24 protein-coding genes, 1 tRNA gene and 1 pseudogene are annotated in these 20,916 nt (G+C 66.0%); 15 read left to right on the top strand and 11 right to left on the bottom strand.

Annotation, left to right across the window (positions count from 1 at the left end; translation table 11 throughout):
- Window positions 1-183 precede the first annotated feature (183 nt).
- On the top strand, window positions 184-528 hold the full coding sequence (locus OG470_RS19760; protein ID WP_328414308.1) for a hypothetical protein: 345 nt from the start codon (window positions 184-186) through the stop codon (window positions 526-528).
- 1,044 nt (window positions 529-1,572) lie between these two features.
- Here OG470_RS19760 and OG470_RS19755 read toward each other — a convergent pair.
- On the bottom strand, window positions 1,573-1,845 hold the full coding sequence (locus tag OG470_RS19755; protein WP_328414307.1) for a hypothetical protein: 273 nt from the start codon (window positions 1,843-1,845) through the stop codon (window positions 1,573-1,575).
- A gap of 220 nt (window positions 1,846-2,065) precedes the next feature.
- Window positions 2,066-2,563 carry a DUF2199 domain-containing protein gene (locus OG470_RS19750; protein WP_328426483.1) on the bottom strand — a complete coding sequence of 166 codons (498 nt, stop codon included), beginning with the start codon at window positions 2,561-2,563 and terminating at the stop codon, window positions 2,066-2,068.
- 873 nt (window positions 2,564-3,436) lie between these two features.
- Here OG470_RS19750 and OG470_RS19745 point away from each other — a divergent pair.
- The gene (locus OG470_RS19745; RefSeq protein WP_328414305.1) at window positions 3,437-3,769 is read left to right on the top strand and encodes a hypothetical protein; all 333 of its coding nucleotides are present in this window, start codon (window positions 3,437-3,439) and stop codon (window positions 3,767-3,769) included.
- Between the two features lie 241 nt (window positions 3,770-4,010).
- Here OG470_RS19745 and OG470_RS19740 read toward each other — a convergent pair whose 3' ends face one another.
- Both OG470_RS19740 and OG470_RS19735 read right to left on the bottom strand, forming a co-directional pair.
- The gene (locus OG470_RS19740; protein WP_328414303.1) at window positions 4,011-4,793 is read right to left on the bottom strand and encodes an IS630 family transposase; all 783 of its coding nucleotides are present in this window, start codon (window positions 4,791-4,793) and stop codon (window positions 4,011-4,013) included.
- 67 nt (window positions 4,794-4,860) lie between these two features.
- A pseudogene (locus OG470_RS19735) lies at window positions 4,861-5,064 on the bottom strand (helix-turn-helix domain-containing protein); the annotation flags it as partial.
- A 116-nt stretch (window positions 5,065-5,180) separates the two neighbouring features.
- On the opposite strand from OG470_RS19735, the gene OG470_RS19730 reads away from it, so the two are divergent.
- Together OG470_RS19730 and OG470_RS19725 are read left to right on the top strand one after the other, a co-directional pair.
- Window positions 5,181-5,528: a hypothetical protein gene (locus OG470_RS19730; protein ID WP_328414301.1), complete on the top strand. Its 348-nt coding sequence runs from the start codon at window positions 5,181-5,183 to the stop codon at window positions 5,526-5,528.
- A gap of 182 nt (window positions 5,529-5,710) precedes the next feature.
- Window positions 5,711-6,316, top strand: coding sequence for a DUF1345 domain-containing protein (locus tag OG470_RS19725; RefSeq protein WP_328414299.1), 606 nt, complete (start codon window positions 5,711-5,713; stop codon window positions 6,314-6,316).
- Window positions 6,317-6,631: 315 nt separating this feature from the next.
- Here OG470_RS19725 and OG470_RS19720 read toward each other — a convergent pair whose 3' ends face one another.
- Entirely contained in the window at window positions 6,632-7,321 is a 690-nt protein-coding gene (locus OG470_RS19720) for an IS6 family transposase (RefSeq protein WP_328414297.1), read from the bottom strand.
- A gap of 297 nt (window positions 7,322-7,618) precedes the next feature.
- Between OG470_RS19720 and OG470_RS19715 the strand changes: the two genes are divergently transcribed.
- Window positions 7,619-8,860: an IS110 family transposase gene (locus OG470_RS19715; protein ID WP_328414295.1), complete on the top strand. Its 1,242-nt coding sequence runs from the start codon at window positions 7,619-7,621 to the stop codon at window positions 8,858-8,860.
- Between the two features lie 245 nt (window positions 8,861-9,105).
- Here the strand turns inward: OG470_RS19715 and OG470_RS19710 are convergent, their stop codons facing one another.
- Together OG470_RS19710 and OG470_RS19705 are read right to left on the bottom strand one after the other, a co-directional pair.
- Window positions 9,106-9,528 (bottom strand): FAD:protein FMN transferase, encoded by a 423-nt coding sequence (locus OG470_RS19710; protein ID WP_328414293.1) that lies wholly within the window; start codon window positions 9,526-9,528, stop codon window positions 9,106-9,108.
- A 443-nt stretch (window positions 9,529-9,971) separates the two neighbouring features.
- Entirely contained in the window at window positions 9,972-10,445 is a 474-nt protein-coding gene (locus OG470_RS19705; protein ID WP_442930916.1) for a YxiG-like protein, read from the bottom strand.
- Between OG470_RS19705 and OG470_RS19700 the strand changes: the two genes are divergently transcribed.
- On the top strand, window positions 10,432-11,112 hold the full coding sequence (locus OG470_RS19700; RefSeq protein ID WP_328414289.1) for a polymorphic toxin-type HINT domain-containing protein: 681 nt from the start codon (window positions 10,432-10,434) through the stop codon (window positions 11,110-11,112). The genes OG470_RS19705 and OG470_RS19700 overlap by 14 nt on opposite strands.
- A gap of 122 nt (window positions 11,113-11,234) precedes the next feature.
- Window positions 11,235-11,705: a hypothetical protein gene (locus tag OG470_RS19695; RefSeq protein ID WP_328414287.1), complete on the top strand. Its 471-nt coding sequence runs from the start codon at window positions 11,235-11,237 to the stop codon at window positions 11,703-11,705.
- A gap of 79 nt (window positions 11,706-11,784) precedes the next feature.
- On the opposite strand, the gene OG470_RS19690 is transcribed toward OG470_RS19695, so the two are convergent.
- Entirely contained in the window at window positions 11,785-11,940 is a 156-nt protein-coding gene (locus OG470_RS19690) for a hypothetical protein (protein ID WP_328414286.1), read from the bottom strand.
- Window positions 11,941-12,236: 296 nt separating this feature from the next.
- On the opposite strand from OG470_RS19690, the gene OG470_RS19685 reads away from it, so the two are divergent.
- A complete protein-coding gene (locus OG470_RS19685) occupies window positions 12,237-13,082 on the top strand; it encodes a hypothetical protein (RefSeq protein ID WP_328414284.1) in 846 nt (281 codons plus the stop codon).
- Window positions 13,083-13,766: 684 nt separating this feature from the next.
- Complete coding sequence (locus OG470_RS19680) at window positions 13,767-14,531, top strand: hypothetical protein (protein ID WP_328414282.1); 765 nt, start codon at window positions 13,767-13,769, stop codon at window positions 14,529-14,531.
- A gap of 40 nt (window positions 14,532-14,571) precedes the next feature.
- On the opposite strand, the gene OG470_RS19675 is transcribed toward OG470_RS19680, so the two are convergent.
- Together OG470_RS19675 and OG470_RS19670 are read right to left on the bottom strand one after the other, a co-directional pair.
- Window positions 14,572-15,378 carry a hypothetical protein gene (locus OG470_RS19675; RefSeq protein WP_328414280.1) on the bottom strand — a complete coding sequence of 269 codons (807 nt, stop codon included), beginning with the start codon at window positions 15,376-15,378 and terminating at the stop codon, window positions 14,572-14,574.
- A complete protein-coding gene (locus OG470_RS19670) occupies window positions 15,378-16,220 on the bottom strand; it encodes a sigma-70 family RNA polymerase sigma factor (RefSeq protein WP_328414278.1) in 843 nt (280 codons plus the stop codon). The genes OG470_RS19675 and OG470_RS19670 overlap by 1 nt, the downstream gene beginning before the upstream one ends.
- A gap of 343 nt (window positions 16,221-16,563) precedes the next feature.
- Here OG470_RS19670 and OG470_RS19665 point away from each other — a divergent pair, with 343 nt between their 5' ends.
- The 6 genes from OG470_RS19665 (at window position 16,564) to OG470_RS19640 (ending at window position 20,636) form a co-directional block, all read left to right on the top strand.
- Window positions 16,564-16,962 (top strand): hypothetical protein, encoded by a 399-nt coding sequence (locus OG470_RS19665; RefSeq protein ID WP_328414276.1) that lies wholly within the window; start codon window positions 16,564-16,566, stop codon window positions 16,960-16,962.
- Window positions 16,959-17,390 carry a hypothetical protein gene (locus tag OG470_RS19660; protein ID WP_328414274.1) on the top strand — a complete coding sequence of 144 codons (432 nt, stop codon included), beginning with the start codon at window positions 16,959-16,961 and terminating at the stop codon, window positions 17,388-17,390. The genes OG470_RS19665 and OG470_RS19660 overlap by 4 nt, the downstream gene beginning before the upstream one ends.
- A complete protein-coding gene (locus OG470_RS19655) occupies window positions 17,390-17,680 on the top strand; it encodes a hypothetical protein (RefSeq protein ID WP_328414273.1) in 291 nt (96 codons plus the stop codon). The genes OG470_RS19660 and OG470_RS19655 overlap by 1 nt, the downstream gene beginning before the upstream one ends.
- Complete coding sequence (locus tag OG470_RS19650) at window positions 17,670-19,220, top strand: replication initiator (RefSeq protein ID WP_328414271.1); 1,551 nt, start codon at window positions 17,670-17,672, stop codon at window positions 19,218-19,220. The genes OG470_RS19655 and OG470_RS19650 overlap by 11 nt, the downstream gene beginning before the upstream one ends.
- A gap of 67 nt (window positions 19,221-19,287) precedes the next feature.
- Window positions 19,288-19,506 (top strand): helix-turn-helix domain-containing protein, encoded by a 219-nt coding sequence (locus tag OG470_RS19645; protein ID WP_328414269.1) that lies wholly within the window; start codon window positions 19,288-19,290, stop codon window positions 19,504-19,506.
- Window positions 19,503-20,636, top strand: a complete 1,134-nt coding sequence (locus tag OG470_RS19640; RefSeq protein ID WP_328414267.1) for a site-specific integrase — start codon at window positions 19,503-19,505, stop codon at window positions 20,634-20,636. The genes OG470_RS19645 and OG470_RS19640 overlap by 4 nt, the downstream gene beginning before the upstream one ends.
- A gap of 69 nt (window positions 20,637-20,705) precedes the next feature.
- On the opposite strand, the gene OG470_RS19635 is transcribed toward OG470_RS19640, so the two are convergent.
- Window positions 20,706-20,779 (bottom strand) — tRNA-Pro (locus OG470_RS19635).
- Window positions 20,780-20,916 lie beyond the last annotated feature (137 nt).

The raw sequence follows: 20,916 nt of genomic DNA, 5'->3' as shown, positions 1-20,916 counted from the left end.
ATCCCCGACCATCGGCCGTCTTGGCTGTACGCAAGGCTGTACAACCTCGTGCTCGCTTTTCATACTCGATCCGGTGTCGTCCGTGGTCAGACGTTCGGACGGTCACTCGTGGGCACCGCCCCTGGCATACTGCCGGCTGTGCCCGGGGCGGTCGGCCCGGCCGGCTCGGGTCATACTCTGTCAATGCCTACGTGGGCGAAGGTAGCCGGCGGATTCTTCGTATCTGTTCTCGGATACATCGCATGCGGCGCGTACGTCTACTTCGCCGCTGCCCAGGCCGGTGCCGAGCAGAGGGCAGACCCGGACCCAGGACCAGACAGCGCCGCCGCCTACACCGGGCTCTTCTACATCATGCTGTCGCCCTGCATTCTGGCCGCTTTCCTGATCACCGGTGCGGTGCTTTGCGTCAGCCGACGCCGCAGGCCCTTCGGCGTCGGGATGGTGGGCGGGGTGATCGTTCCTCTGTTGATCGTGGTGGTCTTCCTGCGTGTCATGGCTTATGGAAGCCCAGCGCCCGTGGGCCGGTGAACACCTGAAGCCTGGACCGCGACCAAACCGGGCGAGCGGAGGAACCCTCGTGACGATCTTCGGCACACGGCGGCGAGTCTGGCCGTGGCGGCGGGCGCGAACGTCAAGGCTGTGCAGCGGAAGCTCGGGCACGCCTCGGCGTCGATAACGCTGGACTGTACGGGGGCCTGGTCGGTGACGACCTGAACGCGGTCGCCAACCGCCCGAACGAGGCGGTCGCGGCGCGGGATGCGGACTGGCACCAGCGGCGGCAGCCTGGTCGACCTCGGGAACGGCGAAGCCCAGGTCTCTGACCTAAGCTTCCGTACCGAGCCGCCTGACGGAATCGAACCGTCGACCTACGCATTACGAGATCAAGTTACCCACCCACGGTCCACCTGCCCCAACCCCGCCTGGCCTGCGGAAACCCCTCTCGGCCTCTCTCAGCGTCAGCGGCCAGGGCTCGACCTCTTGAGGACCGGATGAGGACTGAGACGGGCCACGCTTGCGGCCATATGATCCGTGAGGTGGAGCCAGATCTTCAGGACGAACAGCGGCCTTCGTCTCGCGCCAAAGGCGTTCATCGTCGATGTCCGGAATGCCGAGGTGTTGCGCGGCTTCCAGGCATGGTGAAGACCACGGGCATGGGTAAGGGAATGGGAAGCGTTTTCGGGCCTTGCCCCACCTGCGACGGTGTTGGCTATCTCGCCGAGGATGACTTGGCGGATTGATCACGTGCAGAAGGAGCCTCGTCAGCGCCGTCGCTAGCTTCCCAGGGCCGCTTGTAGTTCGGTCACTGGCGTGTGCGGACTGACGGCGTTGGCCCGGACCTCGGCGCGGTTCGCACGGGTCGCGGGCAGCATGCCTGACCAGGGGGTGCGTGGTGGGGCGGGCGGGACTCGACCCGCAACCGAGGGATTATGAGATCAAAATGCCCGCCCCGCCGACCTGCGCGCGTAGGGGTCTAGCAGCGGAAATGCTTCTCGACATCTCACACTGCTCCCCCGCTGTCCGTCGACCTCTTGCGGACTAAATGCGGACCGCTCGGTGAAGGGGGCGCGACCGCTACTCCTCCACCGCAAAGTAGGCGTCCCATTCCGCGTAGTGGATTACGGCAGCGCACGCCTCGGCTGGGCTTGGTGTTCGGCCACTGCGCCACGTCGACCAGACCTCAAGCACCTCACGCGCCAGGCTGACTTCAAGCAGGTAGTCAGAGCGCTGGTTCTCATCGTCCACCACAGCCTCCGCGCGTACCTCCGGGGACCAGGGTCGGCCGGCGTAGATCGTCGCCTCATCGGGGAGCTGGTCTAGGCGCTCCACCAAGTCGATCAACCGCATACTCACACCTTCAGTTTGGAAGGGCGAAGATCATGGCCGACAAGGGCCTGGTGCCCCACGTCAAGCCAGCAGGTGCGTGACCGTTCGTTCGTGCCTGCTCGCGACCGTCCGGGGTACCGGCTACTGGCACGTGGATGGCACACCGTCGCCCTCTGGTCCGGTCCGTAGTCTGGGCTAGGCGGACCAGATGCGGACCGCTCCCCTGTCGACGCCACGAAGTTCATGGCAGCCTCGGCAGCACATCCTCATGCGGCCAAACCTCAGCGAGCACCTTGGCCAGACCGGGGTCAGAACTGTGCGCGCAGTACGGCGTCTGCTCCGGGTCACGCACCTCCAACTCGACTGGGGCAGTGAGCAGGCCCCAAACCGGCAGGGCGTTCGCGAGCCAACCCTGGAGCCGTAGGTCCTGATACTCCGGCTCCGACCACACTGCGGACGCGCGCTGGAGGTCAGCGGGATCGAGGGCGACCCACACCCCGAATGTGGCGCTGAAGCCACCGGTCAGCTGCACGGGGAGCAGTGCCCGCACGAAGGCGCCCACCCCGGGAACCTGCATCATCACCGAAGCGTCCGGGGTCGCATGACTCAGCCAGGCGCCTCGTGCCCGGTGCTGCATGCGCGTGTCAAGGACAGGATCAGGCAGCCGGAACCGGGCCTGCCGGTCATGGACATCCGTTGGCTGCCCGCAGCAAGAACACAGCTTGGTGGTGTGCCGCATTCCCTCTGCGGGTTCGGCATCAACCGGGTCAGCGCGCTTGCGGAACCGGTCAAGGAATCTGCCCACAACGTCCCTCCCCCTCTTGTGGGCGCGCAGCGTACCAACCGCAGGGAGCGAGATCTCCTCGTCGGGCAGTCGCCAGACCTACCAGCTTCCCCGGACGGGGCCAAGGTCGTTCGTCCGGTAGGGCGCTCCACCTTGTCCCCGTCCGGGGAAGCTGGTAGCCCTCGTGGTGCACGTCGAGGAGATCCCCGGCAGATCTCTGAGGAGGGCCGGGGTTCGGGGCGGAGCCCCGAGGTCTTCAGGGTCCTGGTCGTCCGTCAACGTGGCCGGCCGGCCCGGCCGATGCCGGCCGGAGGTCGCCAGCAGGCCGGGGCCGGGCCGGCGCGGCCCGCTTCGCGGGCCGCCTTGATACAGCAAGAGAAGAATTCGGCAATCAACCACACTGGCCACACTGGCCGCTGAAGCTTGACCGACGGTCAAGCAGCGCCAAACAACTCCAACTTGACTGATCTTGGTCCCCAAAACGGCGAAAGAGCCGACCCGCTTTCCGGATCAGCCCTCTCACCTGCGTCGGGACGGCCGGATTCGAACCGACGACCCCTTGTTACCAATCGTAGCCACCCCGACTTGTCATTGACCGTCAGAAATAGGCGCTGAGCTGCACAGACACGACCAAGTAATGATCGGTTCTTGTCACTGGTTGTCAACCGCAGGCGGGGGTTTTCGGGGGGTAAACGGGGGCAGGCCGACAGGACGTCGCCAGGTCCCACCGCGCCCCGCTCCCCCGCCATCGGGACCTCCCGTCACCACGAGAACGACGTGCTCCTACCTATCGCGACCCGCCTACAGCAGGCATGAAGGTTCGTTTCGGTGGGGCGACACGACCCATCGCCCCACCGGTCCGACCTGGTGATCCGGCCACGCCTGCGCCGCACCCTCGCGGGCCGCCTGTGCCCGAACGCGATCCTCGACGGCGAGCGCCGTTTCGACGACGTGGCCGCAGGCCGATTCGCCATCGTCACGTCCACCGAGCCGCCCGCCACCCAACGAGCCGACATCGAACGGCGTGGAGCAGTTCTCGTGACTGCGGAACCCGGCGGCGAGCTACACCAGTGGCTGAGGACAGGTGGGGCCCGGGTGGCGATCGTCCGTCCCGACGGCACCGTCCTCAGTGCCGGCCGCCAGCTGCCCGCCTGTCACTGACTCAGATCGCCGTATCCGCCACTGGAATTCCTCACCAGACTACCCAGCCGCAGGCCCTCCCTCACCATCCCGAAACTGATCCCTGGTGGAGATGCCGGCGGGCCATGGACCGGTCGTCGGCGTCCGCCCGCAAGCAGCACGTGTCCGACGCTTCGTCGCGGCTGTGCAGTCGGCTCGCGGAGCGTGACGGGCGCAGAGGGACGACGATTGCTAGTGCAGCAATGCGTTAGTTCTTCGGGGGTCAGGTGACCTTGAGGGGTCGTCCGTCGTAGGTCCACCGGTAGGGCTTGGCGGTGCGGTTGTAGACGATGGTGAAGTTTTCGATCTTGTCGGCGAGGTCCTGGCGGGAGGTGAACTCGCCGCGGCGTAGCAGCCTGCGGGTCAGGATCGAGAAGAACAGCTCGGCTTGGTCCAGCCAGGACGCGTGTTTGGGTGTGTAGTGGGGTTGGAAGCGAGGATGTGCGGCCAGCCATTTCGTGGTGGCCTTCGATGTGTGTGACGATCCGTTGTCGAGCACGAGGTGGATCGTCAGCGCCGGATCGACGTGCGCGTCGCGCGTGGTCAGGAACGCGATGAACGTCGCGGAGTCGTTCTTGGCGATTTGTTCGGTGACGACGTGCCCGCTGTGCACGTCGAGGGCGGCGATGATTGACACGGTGCCGTGGCGGATGTACTCGAACTCGCGTCGGGCCACGCGGCCTGGCTGGGCGCGCTGCTCAGGGTGTTTGCGGCTGCGGGCGCCGATCGCGGTCTTCTCATCGACGCATACCACGATTGAGTCTTGGGGTTGGTGCAGGTACAGGTCACACACGTCGGCGGCCTTGCTGAAGAAGTCCGGGTCGGCGGGGCGGGTCAGCCAGCCACGGACCCGGCGGGGTTTGAGGTCCAGATCGGCCAGGATCCGTCCGACCTGTGAGGCGGAGATCCCGTCTTCGCTCAGATGCTCGGCGATCAGCCGGTGTGTCCACGCCGAATCGGCTTCGGGCAGCTGCCCGGTGACGGTGGCCACGATCCGCAGGTGCACGTCCGGGCCGTAGCGGGCGGCCCGGACGCGGCCGGCCGGTCAGCCCGGCCAAGCCGTAAGAGACGAACCTATCCCGCCACGTGCGCACGGTGTCCTGGCTGATCGACAGCTGGCGGGCGATCACCGCGTTGGGTGTGGCGGCCGCCGCGGCGAGGACGATACGGGCCCGCTGAACCTGCTGGTGGGGTGCGGTGCGGGAACGGGCCAGCGCGGTCAGCCGACCACGCGCATCATCGTCGATGGCAACGGTCGATGCGGTCGCGGTGGCCATCTGATCGCCCTTCCCGCGGTCGGCGGGAGGGGACACGGGCCGACCGCGAGGACGAGCCCTACCGGTGGCGGCGGGTCGACGCCAGCCCGACACGCCGGGCGAGGCACGATGACGTCATGGCCCGCATGCCCGCCACCGCCAAGACCACCCTGCAACGGCGCGTCGCCGAGCACCACAAGCTGCGCTGGCCACAGCTAGCCGACCTGACCGTGCGCTGGCGCGGCGACTACGCCTACATCGACGCGGTCACCGATGACAGCGAGGTCTGGCAGCTGTGCCGGCTGCGCTGGAACGGACACCACGACCACTGGCAGTTCGCCACCTACCTGGCCAGCCGCGACGGCTACGAGGTCAACATCCTGCCCACCGGCTGGCCCACCGGCACCCCCGAAGACGCCATCGACTGCGCCGCAGGGCTCTACCTCGCCGACCTCACCCCCGAACCCGCACCCCCGAAGGATTAACGCGGTGCTGCACTAGATCCCTCAGTGGGCCGTCCAGGTAATCTCCGGGTTCCGCTGCGCGGGCCATGAGCCCGCCATGCGATGTGGTCGGAGACACTCGGACGATGAAAGGTATCCCCACGAGATCGTTCCTTCACCGCTCCTTGGGCTGGCACGCCCCCGCCCTGCGGCGAGCCGTCATCGTGGCCTCCATCGGGCTGATCGTCGCTCTCGCGCTCCTGCCCTTGATGGCCTGGGAGTTGGCCGCGGTCGGGGGCTGGGACGCCGCCGCGCTCGCGTTCCTCGTGATCATCTGGCCAATCATTGTCCGAGCAGACGGCTCGCATACTGAGATGTTCGCCACCCGGGAGGACGCGACGCGGGGAACCGCTGCAGTGCTGCTGGTAGGGGCAGGCGTCACCAGCCTGCTGGGGGTCGGCTTCGCACTCAGCCTTGCCGGCCGGCAGAGCGGCTCAGTGCGGATGCTGCTCATCGGCGTCGCAACGCTGACCGTCCTGCTTTCGTGGACCGTCATCAACACGGTCTTCACTCTGCGCTACGCCGACCTGCATTTCGCGTCAACAGCCGGGGGCATCGGCTTCGGCGGCCAATCTGTGCAAGGGCGGCCTACCTACCGCGACCTAGCCTACGTCTCTTTCACGATCGGCATGACTTACCAGGTCTCCGACACGGCCATCAGCGATCCTCGGATCCGAGGCACCGTGCTCTCCCATGCCATCCTGTCGTACGTATTCGGCGTGGTGATCGTGGCGGGTGGTGTCAACCTCATCGCTGGGCTGGCCCGTTGACCGGCAGTGAGGGGGCTTCAGTGAGTCGGCGATTCCCTGGTCGTTGACGGGGAAGGGCAAGGGCACCTCTGCTGCGGACTGAGCAGTGGTGCTCGCCTCCATCGCTCTGGCCGCCTACCGCAACGCCCGCCGGACGGGCCTGGACCTGACCGCCACCTACCATCACGTCGACGTCGCGGTCCGTGACCACGACCGGTACGGGATGATCACCGCGGAGATCGCCGAACTCGACTCCCTGGTCGTTGACGGGGAAGGGCAAGGGGGCAGTTGCGTTGTGGGATCGGAAGACGCGTTAAGGCTGTGCCGGGTGGGCGGTCAGATCGCTTGGGCGAGTTCGGCAAACGCCGCTGCGACCCGCCGAGCGGGCGGGGTGTCGATGGCGAGTTCGTAGTGTCCGCGGCGCAGGTTCTGCATGAACGCGTGGCCAGCGATGATCACTTGTGCTGCCGTGTCCGTTCGTAGCCCGCGCATCGGTCTCAACCGGTGTTTGAGCTGGCTGTGATCGGCTTCGATCGGATTGTTGGCGTACTGCTCGACGTGGTGCCACGCGGACGGGATCAGCTCGTCGAGCACGGCAGGGTAGACCGGCGCGGCGTCGGTGACGATCTCGCTGGGTGTCACTTTCAACGTCGACAACGCGCGTCGGAAGAACCGCCGGGCGGCGCCAGCGTCCCGGCGGGCCATGACGAGCACGTCGATGACCTGCCCATACTGGTCGATCGCCCGGTACACGTACCGCCACACGCCGTTGACCTTGACGTAGGTCTCGTCGACATGCCACCTGTCGCCTGGTGAGTGGCGGGAGAATCGGGCGGCGTCGGCCAGCAGCGGCGTGAACCGCTGCACCCACCGGTAGACGGTGACGTGATCGACCTCGACCCCACGTTCGACCAGCAGCTCCTCCACGTCGCGATACGAGAGGTTGAAGCGCAGATACCAGCGGGCCGCGACCACGATCACCTCGGTCGGGAACCGGAACCCGGCGAACGCCGACGTCGGAGGCAACCATGGGCGAGAGCGGGTCGATGGCTTCACTGCTCACTGGTGCAGCATCCCTGTATCCGAGTCGCCCGTTTGATCGCTGAGTGGGAGGGTTCGGGTGCACCCCTGGTCCCCGCCGTGCCATCGCCATCACTGCTCGACCTTCGAGGTCCAGCTTGAGTTCTGCGAGGCCCGGCGGCCCAGGACACCCCGACTGGCTACAGGGCTATGCGCCAATGAGCGCCGATCAGTGAGCGACCGGCTGCGGTGTCCCGGGACCACCGGGTGTCTTCCCACTGATGCAACAGCGAGGAGACAACTGTGAGTATCAACCCCAACCCCACTGCCATGCGCGTCACGGCGGGGGTGGACTGGGCCAAGGACGACCACGCCGTCTGCGTGCTCGGCGATCAAGGGGAGGTCCTGGACCGGTTCACCGTGCCGCACGACGCGGCCGGGTTGAAGCGGATGGCCGCCCGGCTGCTGCGCGCCGGTGTCGAGCAGGTCGGCATCGAACGCGGCGACGGACCGGTGGTCCAGACCCTGATGCGGGCCGGACTGACCGTGTACGTGATCCCGCCCGGTCAGGTGAAGAACCTGCGCAGCCGGTACGGATCGGCCGGGAACAAGGACGACCGATTCGACGCCTACGTCCTGGCCGACGTGGTCCGCACCGACGTCCGCCGGCTGCGACCCATGGTTGTCGACAGCGAGCAGACCACCGCGCTGCGCGGCAGCGTCCGCGCCCGCCGAGACCTCGTCACCCACCGGGTCGCCGCAGCCAACCAGCTGCGGGCACACCTGCAGATCGTGTTCCCCGCCGCCGCAACGCTGTTCGCCGACATCGACTCGCCGATCACTCTGACCTTCCTGGGCCGGTTCACCACCCAGCAGGCCGCGGACTGGCTCTCGCCCAAACGCCTCGCCGTCTGGCTGCGCTCCGTCTCATACAGCGGAGGCGTTGACCCGGCCGTGCTGCACGCCCGGCTGCTTGCCGCACCCCGCGGCGTCACCGGCGAGCCCGCCGGCATCCACGCGGGCACCACCACCGCGCTGGTCGCCGTCCTGCGAACCCTGACAGCCCAGATCCAGATCCTGGCCGCCAGCATCGGCGAACAACTCGACGCGCATCCCGACGCGCCGATCTTCACGTCCCTGCCCCGCTCCGGCAGCGTCCGGGCCGCCCGGCTGCTCGCCGAAATCGGCGACGCCCGCGGACGGTTCCCCACCCGCGAATCGCTGACCTGCCTCGCCGGGGTCGCCCCCTCGACCCGACAATCGGGCAAGGTCAAGACCGTCATGCTCCGCTGGGGCGCCGACAAACAACTGCGCGACGCCCTCTGCGATTTCGCCGGCGACTCCCGCCGCGCCAACCCCTGGGCCGCCGATCTATACGCAAAAGCAACCGCCCGCGGCTGCGACCACCCCCACGCCGTCCGCATCCTCGCCCGCGCCTGGGCACACATCATCTGGCGCTGCTGGCAGGACAACGTCCCCTACAACCCAGCCACCCACGGCACCCTCCAAACCCTCCTCAACCAAAACCAACCAACAGCCGCCTGACCCAGGGGTTGACACAGGGCAACTCAAGCCTGCCTCGATCTTGCCAAGGCTCAATGCAACGGTGCCTGCACGACAGGTTTGTCGGCGACTGGATCACCCCGCAGCTGTGCGACCACTGCGGTCACGTCCAGCCGTGATCCAGGCGAAGGCCCCGGGGTAATCGCCCGTTCAGCATCGCCAGCGCCCGGCGAGGTCTAGTCGTGAACTCCACCTTCTCAGGACGCCGGCGCACCCATCGACTGCCTTCAAAGGTGGACTAACGTCGATGACCCGGTTTCGCCGGTGTCATCGACTGCCATTGCCCGGTAACCCGTCTGCCTCCGCAGCCACGACAGGCTGCGGGAACCTCCGGCGATCGCAGCCGTGGCGTAGACGTCCGCCCAGGTCAAGGAGGGACCGATCACGGTCACCGAGGCCAGGGCGTTGACCGGCCGGCCGGTGTGCGGGTCGAGGATGTGGGCGCCCCGGCGACCGGTACCGGATGTGGCGACGGCGCCGCGGCGTACCGGCAGCACGGCCAGCAGCCGGCGCGGGTCGGCGGGGTCCTCCACTCCGACCCGCCACTCCGGCTGGCCCGGCCCGGTCCGCAGGATGATGTCCCCACCGGCGTTGAGGCTGAAGTCGGCCACCGGCCGCTCGGCGAGCAACCGGCCGGCCCGCCGCAGCACAGCTTGGGCACTCCAGCGAGGAGGTGACCGACACGTACTACATCGCCAAGCCGGCTCAAGCCCCGGACGTCTCGGACATCCTTGAGCGACTCGGTGCCGACCGCGGGGGGCGTCCCGCACCCGCGGCGTCCAACCATGCACATGGATGACAAACCTGGTTGCCGACCCCGGTAAATGGGGGGTTTTCGGGGGAGGTTCAAAACCCGATAGACAAACTTAAAGCCCTGACCAGCGTCTCCGCTGGTCAGGGCTTTTTGTCTGTCGGGACGGCCGGATTCGAACCGACGACCCCTTGACCCCCAGGCAACCAACACGGGGCTCTGGCCTGCCGTTTCATGGGCGTTGAACTGCTGGAACCGTCCATCAGTATCCCTGCTCGTCCGCTGGCGTCCGTCCCGATCGTCACCCAGTTAGTCACCCACGCGAGTTGCAAGATCCTTGCGTCAGTCGTCCTCGGTGACTGTGAAGGGCGCGTAGCCCTCCCCCACCTCCGTCACGTCAAGGTCGCTGAAGACGAGAGTGATGGCGTGAGCGTTCATCTCGAAGCGGACCTCGTGGAAGGGAATGCCGATCTTGTCAGTCCACGACCGCGCACGCTCGGAGTCCGCCACCACCTCCGCACCTGGGTAGAGCGGCTGCCAGCGCACTGCCCACACGAAGCCGTCCAGGTCCGGACCGATCTCCCGGTCGGTCAGTCGCTCGTCGAGCGAGCAACGCCAGATATCGGGACTCACCGCCGTCTGCACCTCGGCTGCGACGCAGTACTTGAACAGGTAGCGGAGGTGGACGGGTGGGATGCCGGTACGCGGGTCTGCGGTGACGTAGGCGATGACTTCGTAATCGCGAATGTAGTCGGTGTACCCGTGATGCACGATCGCGCCGTCGAAGATGTCATCCAACCGCGTGGAGGACACCACCCCAGCCGACGGGACCGACGACAGCACAGTGACGGTGCTGTACACCACCCAGCACCACCCGTTCTGGGACCAGACCAACCAACAATGGGTCGACGCCGCCAACCTCACCGTCGGACACCAACTACGCACCACCGACGGAGACACCGTCACCGTCACCGCCGTCCGCAACCACACCGGCGCCCAGAACATGCGCGACCTCACCGTCGCCGACATCCACACGTACTATGTGATCGCTGGCAACACGCCGGTCCTCGTGCACAACTGCGATCCTGTTGCGAACAAGCATCCTGACGAGTTGCCGATTGAGTTGATGGAAGCAGATTTCCAAGGAATTAAGCCTGCCTCTGCCGGCAGCGGTGAATTCGCCGCCGCGATGGGCCAGGACGGCACCTATCTTTGGGCGTTGGGTGAGTCCGGAAATCTTGGTATTGTGCCTGCCGCAAACAAGATCCATCACACTGTCATTACCGGCGGAGATGCGGTCCTGGGGGCGGGTCAGCTAACTATCAGAAATGGCCAGGTGACCTCATTCGACAACTTCACTGGGCACTACACGCCGACATGCGCTTGTGCTAAAACCTTCTTGCAGAGGGGGTCTGATGCATTTATGGCGGCAGGAATTCACATTCCATTCAGGGTCTGGCGAGATTTCGGAGGGGTAGGCTGATGACAACTTCGATCGAGTATCGGGAGATGCGCGAGCTTCCGCTGGCCCAGCTGGCTGCCTGGATTCAGCAGCGACATCCAGAGGGCAGGCCTACACAGTGGTGGTTCTCGATCATAGTTTCCGTGGAAACCGAGGTCATGCGGGATATCCGTGCTGGCGGAGGGTTCGGGAGTGCTCTTGATTTTGCGGACTTAGTTCTTGGCTTAGCGGCGACAAGCACTGGCGAGATACTTCAGACATGCTATTGGCGTCTGCGGTTGTCATCTATTGTCGAAAACATCGATGGAACTTGTACTCCCATCCCCCTCAACATGACTCCAGATGGTGCGATCAGGCTTACGCTGGCGTGCTTTTCATTTAGCGCGGAGGAGATGCGTTCAATTGGGTATCGGCGCAACTGTGAATTGTTCGGTGATGGAACGCAGCGAGTGACTGATAGTGAAATGCATCTGGTGCAGGACTTCGAGAAGTTAATGCCTCAATTGGAATCAATGGTGCATCAGCTGAATGATACAAGTGCGAAGAATTCAGTTAAGGATTGGATTGCGGTCTATCGCGATATTGAGCCACCTTCGCGGTCAAGTGTGGATTGACGCAGACATGAGTGGTGCTAACTAATCATAGGCGCGGAAAGGTCCGTGTGGTCTGAGCTGGCTGTCCAGTGAAGTGATCTCAACAAGATTCGTGTAGGTAGCGGTATTCGAAGTGGGTGAGGTGGAGGGCGGCGCGGACGATGTCGCCGAGGTTTCGAGGGCTGGCGGTGCTGTGGTGCAGCGTGCGCCAGCGGCCGGTGAGGATCGCGAAGCCGCGTTCTCCAAGGCATCGCATTGATCGAAGTGTCAATCCCCTGGAAGCGTGGAGGGTTGTTTGGCTGAGCTGCGCGATCTCCACGCCCCGTTCTACCACCCGCCGGAACCCTGCCCCTGGCGGGGGCGGTCGCGCACTGTCAGCTTGGGAATCAGGTTGATCTGCACGCTCTGTAGCGGCATCCTAAACCCACTGAACACGGAGCGTGTCGACGTCGTCCGTAGCAGGCCCATCGCTACCCGGGATTGACCGCTGCGTCGGGCACGCTACGGGCACGGGTACCTGGACGGTCGAAGGATCACGGCTGAGGCGGTGGCATGGTGATAGAGCACCGGCGAATTCCAGTCCAATCAATCAAGGGTGGCGACGATACCTCTACGCAAAACCTCAAACTGCTCTTCTATCTGATCGAGATCGAACGTCAAGCAAAAATATTCAACGACTCCTTCGAGTCGGCCGTCGAAGCCGCCACCGCTGGAAGCAACGCCGATGCCTGGAAGAATATTCAGGCAGCGATGTTTGCCGGGATAATCGTGAGCAGGATGGTTACCTACGGTCAGGATCCAAAGCCGGACGGATGGCCAGGCACCAAGGGTGAGGCCCGGAAGTTGGCTAAGGACGCCAAGAAGACCCGGATCAAGGAACTGCGCCGGCTACTTGCGCTCCCCGACAATGAGGACTACCCGCTTTACGATTTAGGCAGAGTCAGGAACAGCCTTGAGCACATCGACGAGTGGCTAGATCGGGCTCTATACGTGCCTTCAGACGTGGCCGCCCTAAGCGATTGGTACCTGGCCGGACGCAGCCTGATCCACTCCCCCGAAGATCTCGGCAAGGGCGAGGGAATTGCTGGACTTCGTGGCTTCTCGCCCGAAACTGGACGCGCCATTTTTCACCGCCACCAGTACGATTTATTTGTCATCGACATTGAGATAGCCAAGGCGTATCACAATTCACGGGAAGTTCAAACCGACCTGCTGCGGGAGATACGTGGAAGTTGCTTATTCGGCGGCGGCCGGGTGCTCCTATTCACGGACGAGATGGCTCAGCGGCATGACTGGTGGCGAAGCGAACGGGCCAAGATACTGGGAGAAGCGTCATCAAGTCCACGTATCGACGGGCGAGTCCGTCTGTGGATGGAGGTTCAAGACCAGTCTCAGTGATCGCAGCAGCACCCATCCAATGCTGCCATCCCGTCTGCCGCCGACCCGCCCTCCTGGGGAGCGGGCCGACGCCCGGTCCGCCACGTCAAGACGGCCTTGACGCACGTTCGGACGCTGGCGGGCCGGGTGGTGGTCTGCTCGGCTCGCCCGGGTCGTCGGCTGGCGGGGTGGCCCTGCGCAACCACCCACCGACCGCGACGCGCCGACGGACCCCCGGCCATCTCGGAGTCGTTGCGCCCCCGCCGGAGGCGCGGTAACCGCGACCGATCCGCCATCGCGACCCGCCGTCCGGACCCGGCGTGCACTTCCCTGCGCCGCGCCGCTCGGGCGCGGCCCGGCCGGCTGCCGGCCCACGAACCTCAACCACTCTCGCCGCCACCGTCTGCGGCGGCCCCCGGGCTTTCCGCTCTCCGCGCCAGCCGCCGGGCGTTCTGCGTGGCCGGAGTCGGAGCGCCAGCGGAGCGACGGACGCGCGCCCAGGCGGCGGCGCTTGCGGCCCGTCTCGGGTCGCCTTGAAGACGTACAGAAAGTTCTCACCACCTCGGCCGGTGGCCGGCTGTCCTCCGTCGGCTGATGTCCAACATCCATCGCGCATCACCTGGCAGGGCTACGTCGCACATCAGTAGTCGGATCACACGGCGGCGGCCAGTTTGGCCTGCCGGCCCGGCGTGCGAGCATGTGAGAATGCCGATGGAGGATGAGGTCTCTGCCCACGCGCCCGATGTCGACGATCCGGCTGGCCGTCCCCGCTTACTCGTCTGGCAGGACGAGCTCAATGCTTCTCCGGGTTATCACGCTATCGCCCTCATGGACTACATCCGTCGCATCGGGTACGTCTTCCAGGGCAACGTTGCCCAGTACAACGCACTCGTCGCTCAGGTACAGGACCCGACGCACGTGCTAGCTGCTTTCGACATATCGAACCCTCGTGCACATGATGAGCTTTTGTCCGAGGTCGAACGTCTACTCCATAACGTCCTCATGGCACTGAGCACCCGAATCGATCAGCAGCGCGTTTTTCTGAAGGAGCATTTCAGCACAGACACCGCGCTCACTGCCGAATACTCTGCAAGAATAAAGTCGGACTTTGATGGCTACGCCCCAGCAGCCTTCCTACGAGGTCTTCGCAACTACCTGACGCATCACCGTCTGCCCGTGGCCCAGAGCCGCCAGACATTCTCCAAGCAATCTTTTTCGGTGACATTTGTACTTTTGCGCCAACCCTTGCTGGAGTGGTCGAGGTGGAACAGCGACACCAGAGGATGGCTTGCGGCCCAGGACGATGAGCTAGAAATTGTTCCCATGGTCGACAGCTATGCCCGGATTGCCGGCGGGTTCGACAAGTGGTTGCACGAAAGAATTAACCTTAAGTACGCGGCTGCGATTCGTGAGTATGAAGAAGCCGCCGATGCCTTTAACCGGGAGTGGGACCAGGCATTTGGCCTTTAGTCTGACGGTCTCGCTTCGATGCCTGAGTGGCTCGCTACGCCTAGGCGGCGTAGACGGCGGTGGCGTCGTCGCTGCGCTTGTTGCGTGCCCACTTCATGCAGGACGGGTCGGCTGCCTCAATGGCCCGGACGCGGCTGATCAGCTCGGTCGGGCCGTCTTGCTCTAGAACGTCGAACACGTCAGGCCAGTCGAGCAGACCGAACAGGGCCACCAGTCGGGCAGCTCCGTCGGTCAGCACTGCAACCCGTCGGACGCTGTCGAGTGGGACTTCACCAGTGATGGCGTGCTGGGCGGCGAACGGATCCGCCGCTGCCACCCAGTAACCGCCGGGTTGGTTACGGGCGGCTAACTCGGCGTGCTTCATCCGCAGCAACGCAGCCTGCTTCTCGGCCGACCCGAACGGATGCCGGTCGGCTTCCTCACGCTCGGCGCGTGCGGTCTTGTCCACGCGGTCGTCGGTGATGACCTGGATGCCATCGGTGGTGTCAATGAGCACTGTGACATCACCAAGCGCCAGGTACTCCAACGCGGTGTCCTTTAGCCGCAGCAACGCCGTGGCGGCCGAGGGCGTGCCGGGGTGGCTGAGGTCGCAGGTGTCACGGTGCTGGTCGGCCGTAAACCGGATCCCGTACATGAGCGCGTTGGCCAGCTCGGAGTCGCGGTCGGTGGCCAGGCCTGCGAGGGCAGAACCCAACTTCGCGGCGTACCAGGCGATGCCGTGAGTACACCCGGTGCCGGTGCGGGCGGTGGCTCCGTCGAGAACCACGATCAGGTTCTCGCTGGCCATGGCCCAGTCCTCGTTGGGCGACTTCGGGTTGCCGGCCTCGGATGCGGTCGAGACGCGCATCAAGCCACGCCCTCGCTGCGGTAGATCGGCGTCAGGGCGTCGACCTTCTTCACGGCACGCTTCGCGGGATCGTAGGTGCAGGCCACCAGCAGGGAGAACCGGCGGTTCTTCACCTCGCGGTACAGATCGTCCAGGTGGTCTTCCAGGTACTGCGTGACGCCAAGGGTGCCCATGGCGTGGATGCCGGCGAGGTACAGGAACGTGCCGCGCCCGTCCGGGCGGGGAAGCCTGCCGAGGTACCCATAGTCGACCGGCTCGCCGCTGTCCGATGGAGAGCGGAACTCCTCGCCGGTCTGGTGGTTTACCAGGTAGACGCCGTTGTCGTCCTTGCCGAAGCCCAGCTTGGGGTCAGACGCGAGCACCTGCCCGACGAAGGGCAGGATCCGAGGGCTGCCGACCACGACCAGATTGGTGCGGTTCAGGTCGACCATGCCCGGTGGCGGCACCACCTCGTACTCCGTCTTCAAGCCGAGTCCCCGGGCGAGGTTGGACAGCTTCTCGTACGCGGCGAGCATCTCGGCGGACACGACCGCGTACGGGTTCGTCTTGCCCGCCTCGAACTTGCCGCCGACCGCGACGGTGAGCGGGCCAGTGCCAAGCATCGCCCGTTCAGGCCGGGGTCCCGACGACAGGAGCTGACCAACTCGGGCGCGTGTCATGCCGACGACCTGGGCGATCTGCGCGTGGGTCATCCCCTGCGACACCATCTCGTCCAACGCCTCGCGGCGCAGCCGAGACAGCTCGTTGACGGCCCCCTGGTGCTCATCGATCAGGTCACTGGCCTTGCGCGCTCTCTCACTCGGGTCCTGGATGTCAGCCAGGCCGTGCGGGCTGATCTCCACGGTCCCCCTCCGATCCGGTGCGTCCAACGTTCAACGCACTTTATCTCACGATGGGGCTTGACCCAAGCAAGGGGGGTTGCGTAACCTCGGCCACACATCGATGCGCAACCCCCCTTTACAAGGGATATGGGGAGCGCAAAGAGGCCCCGACGGGATTGCGGCCCGTCGAGGCCCGGTGCATCGGCCCTCTGCGAAAGGAATGACGATGCCTGTCCAGCCTACCGTTCACCCTGCTCTGTGCGCCTCGGGCCACTCTCCGGCGCTGTCTGATGCTCGCCTGCTCTCTGCTCTGGCGACGCTTCGGGACGCGCTGGCCCCTGGGAAGGCGCTGAACCTGCCTGCGGTGCTCGATCGTGCCGCGCTGCTGGATGCCCTGTCCGTGCTCACTACGAACACCCCCGCCCCCACCACCGGCTACCCCATGCCGACACCGATCGGACTGGACCGACTCAACTACGGCGATCTCGCCATCGCCATCTACGCTGCCGGCATCCCGGCCAAGGCCGACGCGCTCACCGTCGAGCAGATCAAGGCCCTCGCGGTCGCCGGTATCGCCCACCTCGGCGTGGCCGAGATCTACCGGATCAACGAGCAGTGGCGCACCGTCAACCGCGCCGACTGCGACAAGGTCTACCGCGACGGCATTCGCCGGCTCTGGGGCTCTGCCCGGCGGGAAGACACGGCGGTCGGCCTCGGCTACCGCCTCAAGCGCGCCATCGAGCGCGGCCAGGTGACGGCATGACCGTCACGCCGATCCGCCCGCACAGCCGGTCCACGACGACACCGGTCGACTTCGAAGCCCTCACCGAGGCAGAGGTTCGCGTCATCTTCTACGCCGCGAATTTCCACCGCACCTACAACGACGACACGTCTCCTGACGGGGGCATCGGCCGCATGATGGCCACGATCACCGCCGTGATCAATGACCTCGGCATCGACCTCATCCGCCAGGTTGGCGACCTGGCCGCTCACGCTCTGCTGGCCCGCAACTACCAGCTCGAAGGCCATCTGTTCCCCGACACCAACCGGTGGAACTGGACCAAAACCAACGCCGGGGTCTTCCTACGCGCTATGGCGCACCACCCGGCCCCGCTGACCGCACACACGGTCGCCCACCGCTGGCACGCCGCCCTCACCAGCGGCACCCGCACCGCTACGGCGGTGGCCTGATGACCACCTCGACCCCTGCCGCCTACCGGTGGCGTCAACCCCGCCTTGTCCGAGGCTGGGAACCGGTCCAACTCATCGGCCGATTGAAGATCCTCGCCGCTCGCGACGGTGTGGAGCTGCCGAAGACCTACCAACTCGTCCGCGACATCTACCTGTGGGAGCACCACCGGGCCGACCTGCCCGCACCCGTGGCCTCCCTGCTGAGCCGGATCTTCGACGGACCCAACCCGTTCGCCACCGGCCCCATCACCCATCTCCCGATGAAGGCGACCCGCACCCGTGGCCGCTGACCTCATCGCCGTTGCCCCGGATCAGATCCGCTCTGGTCCGGGGCACCGGCCCACCGCGTCGACCGGCTTCATGGGTCGGGACGAGTCCGCGTTCTACCGCGCCACCGACCCGAACGTCTTCGACTGGCTCGACCATGTGAAGGCAGCCGCGGGCTGCTCCCACCCCATCCGCCTCGCCGGGGAAGTCGCCACCGTCGACCGGGCCACCGGCCAACTCCTGTCCGCCGCCCGCACCGAGGACATGCCGGACGGGGAAATTTACAAGCCGTGCGGCAACCGCCGCCACGCCGTCTGCCCCTCCTGCGCCCGCACCTACCAACGCGACGCCTACCAGCTGCTGCGCGCCGGACTCGCCGGCGGAAAAGGCATCCCCGCGAGCGTGGCCGGGCATCCGGCGGTGTTCGTCACCTTCACCGCCCCGTCGTTCGGCACCGTGCACACCCGCGTCGTCAAGCGGCACACCTGCGGCAACCGCCGCCGCTGCGACTGCCGGCCCGAACCCTGCCACCCCCGCCGCGCCACCGACCCCACCGCCCGCCCCTGCGAGCACGACCACCCCACGGTCTGCTGGGCGCGTCACGACGAAACCGATCCTCGGCTCGGCCAGCCGTTGTGTCTGGACTGCTACGACTACGGCGCCCAGGTCGTGTGGAACCACTCCGCCCCGGAGTTGTGGCGCCGCACCACTATCGCCATCACCCGCAACCTCCGCACCCGCGCCCGACAGCTCGGGCTGCCCTGGGTGCAGCAGGTCACCGCCTCCGGCCGGCTGCGTCGCGTACCACCGGCCAAGCCGTCGTTCGGCAAGGTCGCCGAGATGCAACGCCGCGCCGTCGTGCACTACCACGCCATCATCCGCCTCGACGGCATCCACCCCACCGACCCGGACGCCGTGATCCCACCACCGGCAGCCTTCGGCGTTGACGACCTGGTCGCCGCCGCCGAACACGCCGCCGCCACCGTCGCATTCACCACCCGACCGCACCCCGCACAGCCGGCGGGCTGGCGCATTGCCTGGGGCGAGCAGGTCGACGTACGCCCCATCGCCGCTGACGGTGAGATCACCGACGGCAAAGTCGCCGGGTACCTCGCCAAGTACGCCACCAAGTCCACCGAGGCCACCGGGCACGTGTCCCGCCGCCTCGACGGCGAGGTCATCGACCTCTACGCCAACCACCAGGGCAGCCACCCCGAAAGGCTCATCGACGCCTGCTGGACCCTCGGCCGTGACCGCGACTGGCAACACCTCCGACGGTGGGCACACATGCTCGGCTTCGGCGGCCACTTCCTCACCAAGAGCCGCCGCTACTCCACCACCTTCCGCATCCTGCGCGACGCACGCGTCATCTGGCGACGCACCGAAACCGGCCACGAATACCCCGACCAACCCGAAGACGAGACGACGCTGACCGTCGGCCTCCTCACCTACGCCGGATCCGGCTGGCGCACCACCGGAGACGCACTGCTCGCCAACACCGCCGCCGCCATGGCCCGCGAGAGGCACGAGGTAGCCCGCGAGGAGTTCGCCGCCGTGGCCTGACCCACCCACGAATTCACCGTCAAGACCGGCTTGACGGTCAACCACCGAACCGAGGAGAGGAAGCCCATTGCCCACCACCCTGACCGCACCCGAGAGAAAGGCGCTCTACCGCATTTCCGAAGCCATGACCCTGCTCAGCCTGTCCCGCTCCGTGATCTACGAACAGATCCGCGCCAAGCGGCTTCGCACCGTCACCCAGGGCCGCACCCGCCTGGTACCTGCCGCTGCGATCACCGCCTACGTCGCCCTGCTCGAACACGAAGCCCAGAAAGGAGGCACCCGATGACCACCCGCCGCGCCCGAGGAGAAGGCGGCCTGCACTGGGACGAAGCCCGGCAACGCTGGATCGCCACCATCACCGTCGGCTACACCCCGGCCGGCAAACGCATCGTGCGCAAAGGAAGCGGCAGAACCAAAACCGAAGCCCGCACCAAGCTCCGCGAGAAGATCCGCGACTACGAAGACGGCCTCGCCCTGGTCCAGGACGGACACACCGTGGCCGACGCTCTCACCGACTGGCTCACCTACGGCCTGAGCAACCAGTCCGAGAGCACGAAGACCAACTACACCATCCTTGTGCGCTCCCACATCATCAGCGACCTCGGCGCGAGGAAGCTACGGGATCTCAGCGCCACCGATGTCGACCGCTGGCTCATGGGCAAAGCCCAACACCTGAGCACCCGCACACTGCGGCTCCTCCACTCGCTGCTCAACCGCGCGGTCAATCGAGCCATGGCGCGAGACAGAGTCAAGCGCAACGTCGTGGCACTCTGCGAAGTGCCCATAGGTCGCGGCGGCCGTCCATCGAAGTCGCTGACGCTTGACCACGCCAAGGCGCTTCTGATCGCTGCCGAGGGCAGCTCGTTGCACGCCTACATCGTGCTGTCACTGCTGACAGGCGCTCGCACCGAGGAACTGCGCGCCCTCACCTGGGCACACGTCAACCTCACCGGCAAGCCGAACAACGATCCCCCGGTGCCGCCATCCATTCAGGTCTGGCGCTCGGTCCGTTCCGACGGAGACACCAAGACCAAGAAGTCACGTCGCACCCTGGCTCTGCCGGCCCGGTGCGTCACCGCGCTCACCACCCACCGGGATCGCCAGGATCAGCCTGCCGCTGATCGCCTTGTCTTCGCTTCCGCCACCGGCACGGCCCTCGATCGGCACAACGTGCTTCGGGCCTTCCGCCCCGTCGTCGCCAAAGCGGGCCTCGACCCGCGCGACTGGACTCCCCGCGAGCTGCGGCACAGCTTCGTGTCCCTGCTCTCGGACAGCGGCATGAGCCTTGAACAAATCGCGGACCTCTGCGGCCACTCCGGTACGACTGTCACCGAAAGCGTCTACCGGCACCAATTGCGGCCGGTGCTCCTGAGCGGCGCAGTCGCCATGGACCGGATCTTCGACGCTGAGGCATAGTCACTCAGTTAGTCACCCAGGTACGACAAAGGGGCCGTCTCAATCTTCCGAGATGGCCCCTCACCTACGTCGGGACGGCCGGATTCGAACCGACGACCCCTTGACCCCCAGTCAAGTGCGCTACCAAGCTGCGCCACGTCCCGCCCCCGCGTGCTTTCGCCCGCGACAGCCGGTACAGCGTAGCGCAGCAGCCCTCGGCCCTCCGCACAGGCCCCACCCGGGTCGCGGCATCACCGAAGCACGGCACAACCCCTAGAGCGTCCTAGGAGGATAGGTGGGA

Origin of the sequence: Micromonospora sp. NBC_00389, assembly GCF_036059255.1 — a bacterium.
Taxonomy (GTDB): Bacteria; Actinomycetota; Actinomycetes; order Mycobacteriales; family Micromonosporaceae; genus Micromonospora.
Note: the sequence above shows the minus strand (reverse complement) of the source record. Positions and strands in the feature narration are given on the sequence as shown.

Bases quoted from the DNA above. Each gene is read 5' to 3' on its own strand.
- OG470_RS19760 (WP_328414308.1), top strand. From the start codon at position 184: ATGCCTACGTGGGCGAAGGTAGCCGGCGGATTCTTCGTATCTGTTCTC.
- OG470_RS19755 (WP_328414307.1), bottom strand. From the start codon at position 1,845: ATGCGGTTGATCGACTTGGTGGAGCGCCTAGACCAGCTCCCCGATGAG.
- OG470_RS19750 (WP_328426483.1), bottom strand. From the start codon at position 2,563: ATGCGGCACACCACCAAGCTGTGTTCTTGCTGCGGGCAGCCAACGGAT.
- OG470_RS19730 (WP_328414301.1), top strand. From the start codon at position 5,181: ATGGCCCGCATGCCCGCCACCGCCAAGACCACCCTGCAACGGCGCGTC.
- OG470_RS19690 (WP_328414286.1), bottom strand. From the start codon at position 11,940: ATGCGATGCCTTGGAGAACGCGGCTTCGCGATCCTCACCGGCCGCTGG.
- OG470_RS19685 (WP_328414284.1), top strand. From the start codon at position 12,237: ATGGTGATAGAGCACCGGCGAATTCCAGTCCAATCAATCAAGGGTGGC.
- OG470_RS19680 (WP_328414282.1), top strand. From the start codon at position 13,767: ATGCCGATGGAGGATGAGGTCTCTGCCCACGCGCCCGATGTCGACGAT.
- OG470_RS19675 (WP_328414280.1), bottom strand. From the start codon at position 15,378: ATGCGCGTCTCGACCGCATCCGAGGCCGGCAACCCGAAGTCGCCCAAC.
- OG470_RS19660 (WP_328414274.1), top strand. From the start codon at position 16,959: ATGACCGTCACGCCGATCCGCCCGCACAGCCGGTCCACGACGACACCG.
- OG470_RS19655 (WP_328414273.1), top strand. From the start codon at position 17,390: ATGACCACCTCGACCCCTGCCGCCTACCGGTGGCGTCAACCCCGCCTT.
- OG470_RS19640 (WP_328414267.1), top strand. From the start codon at position 19,503: ATGACCACCCGCCGCGCCCGAGGAGAAGGCGGCCTGCACTGGGACGAA.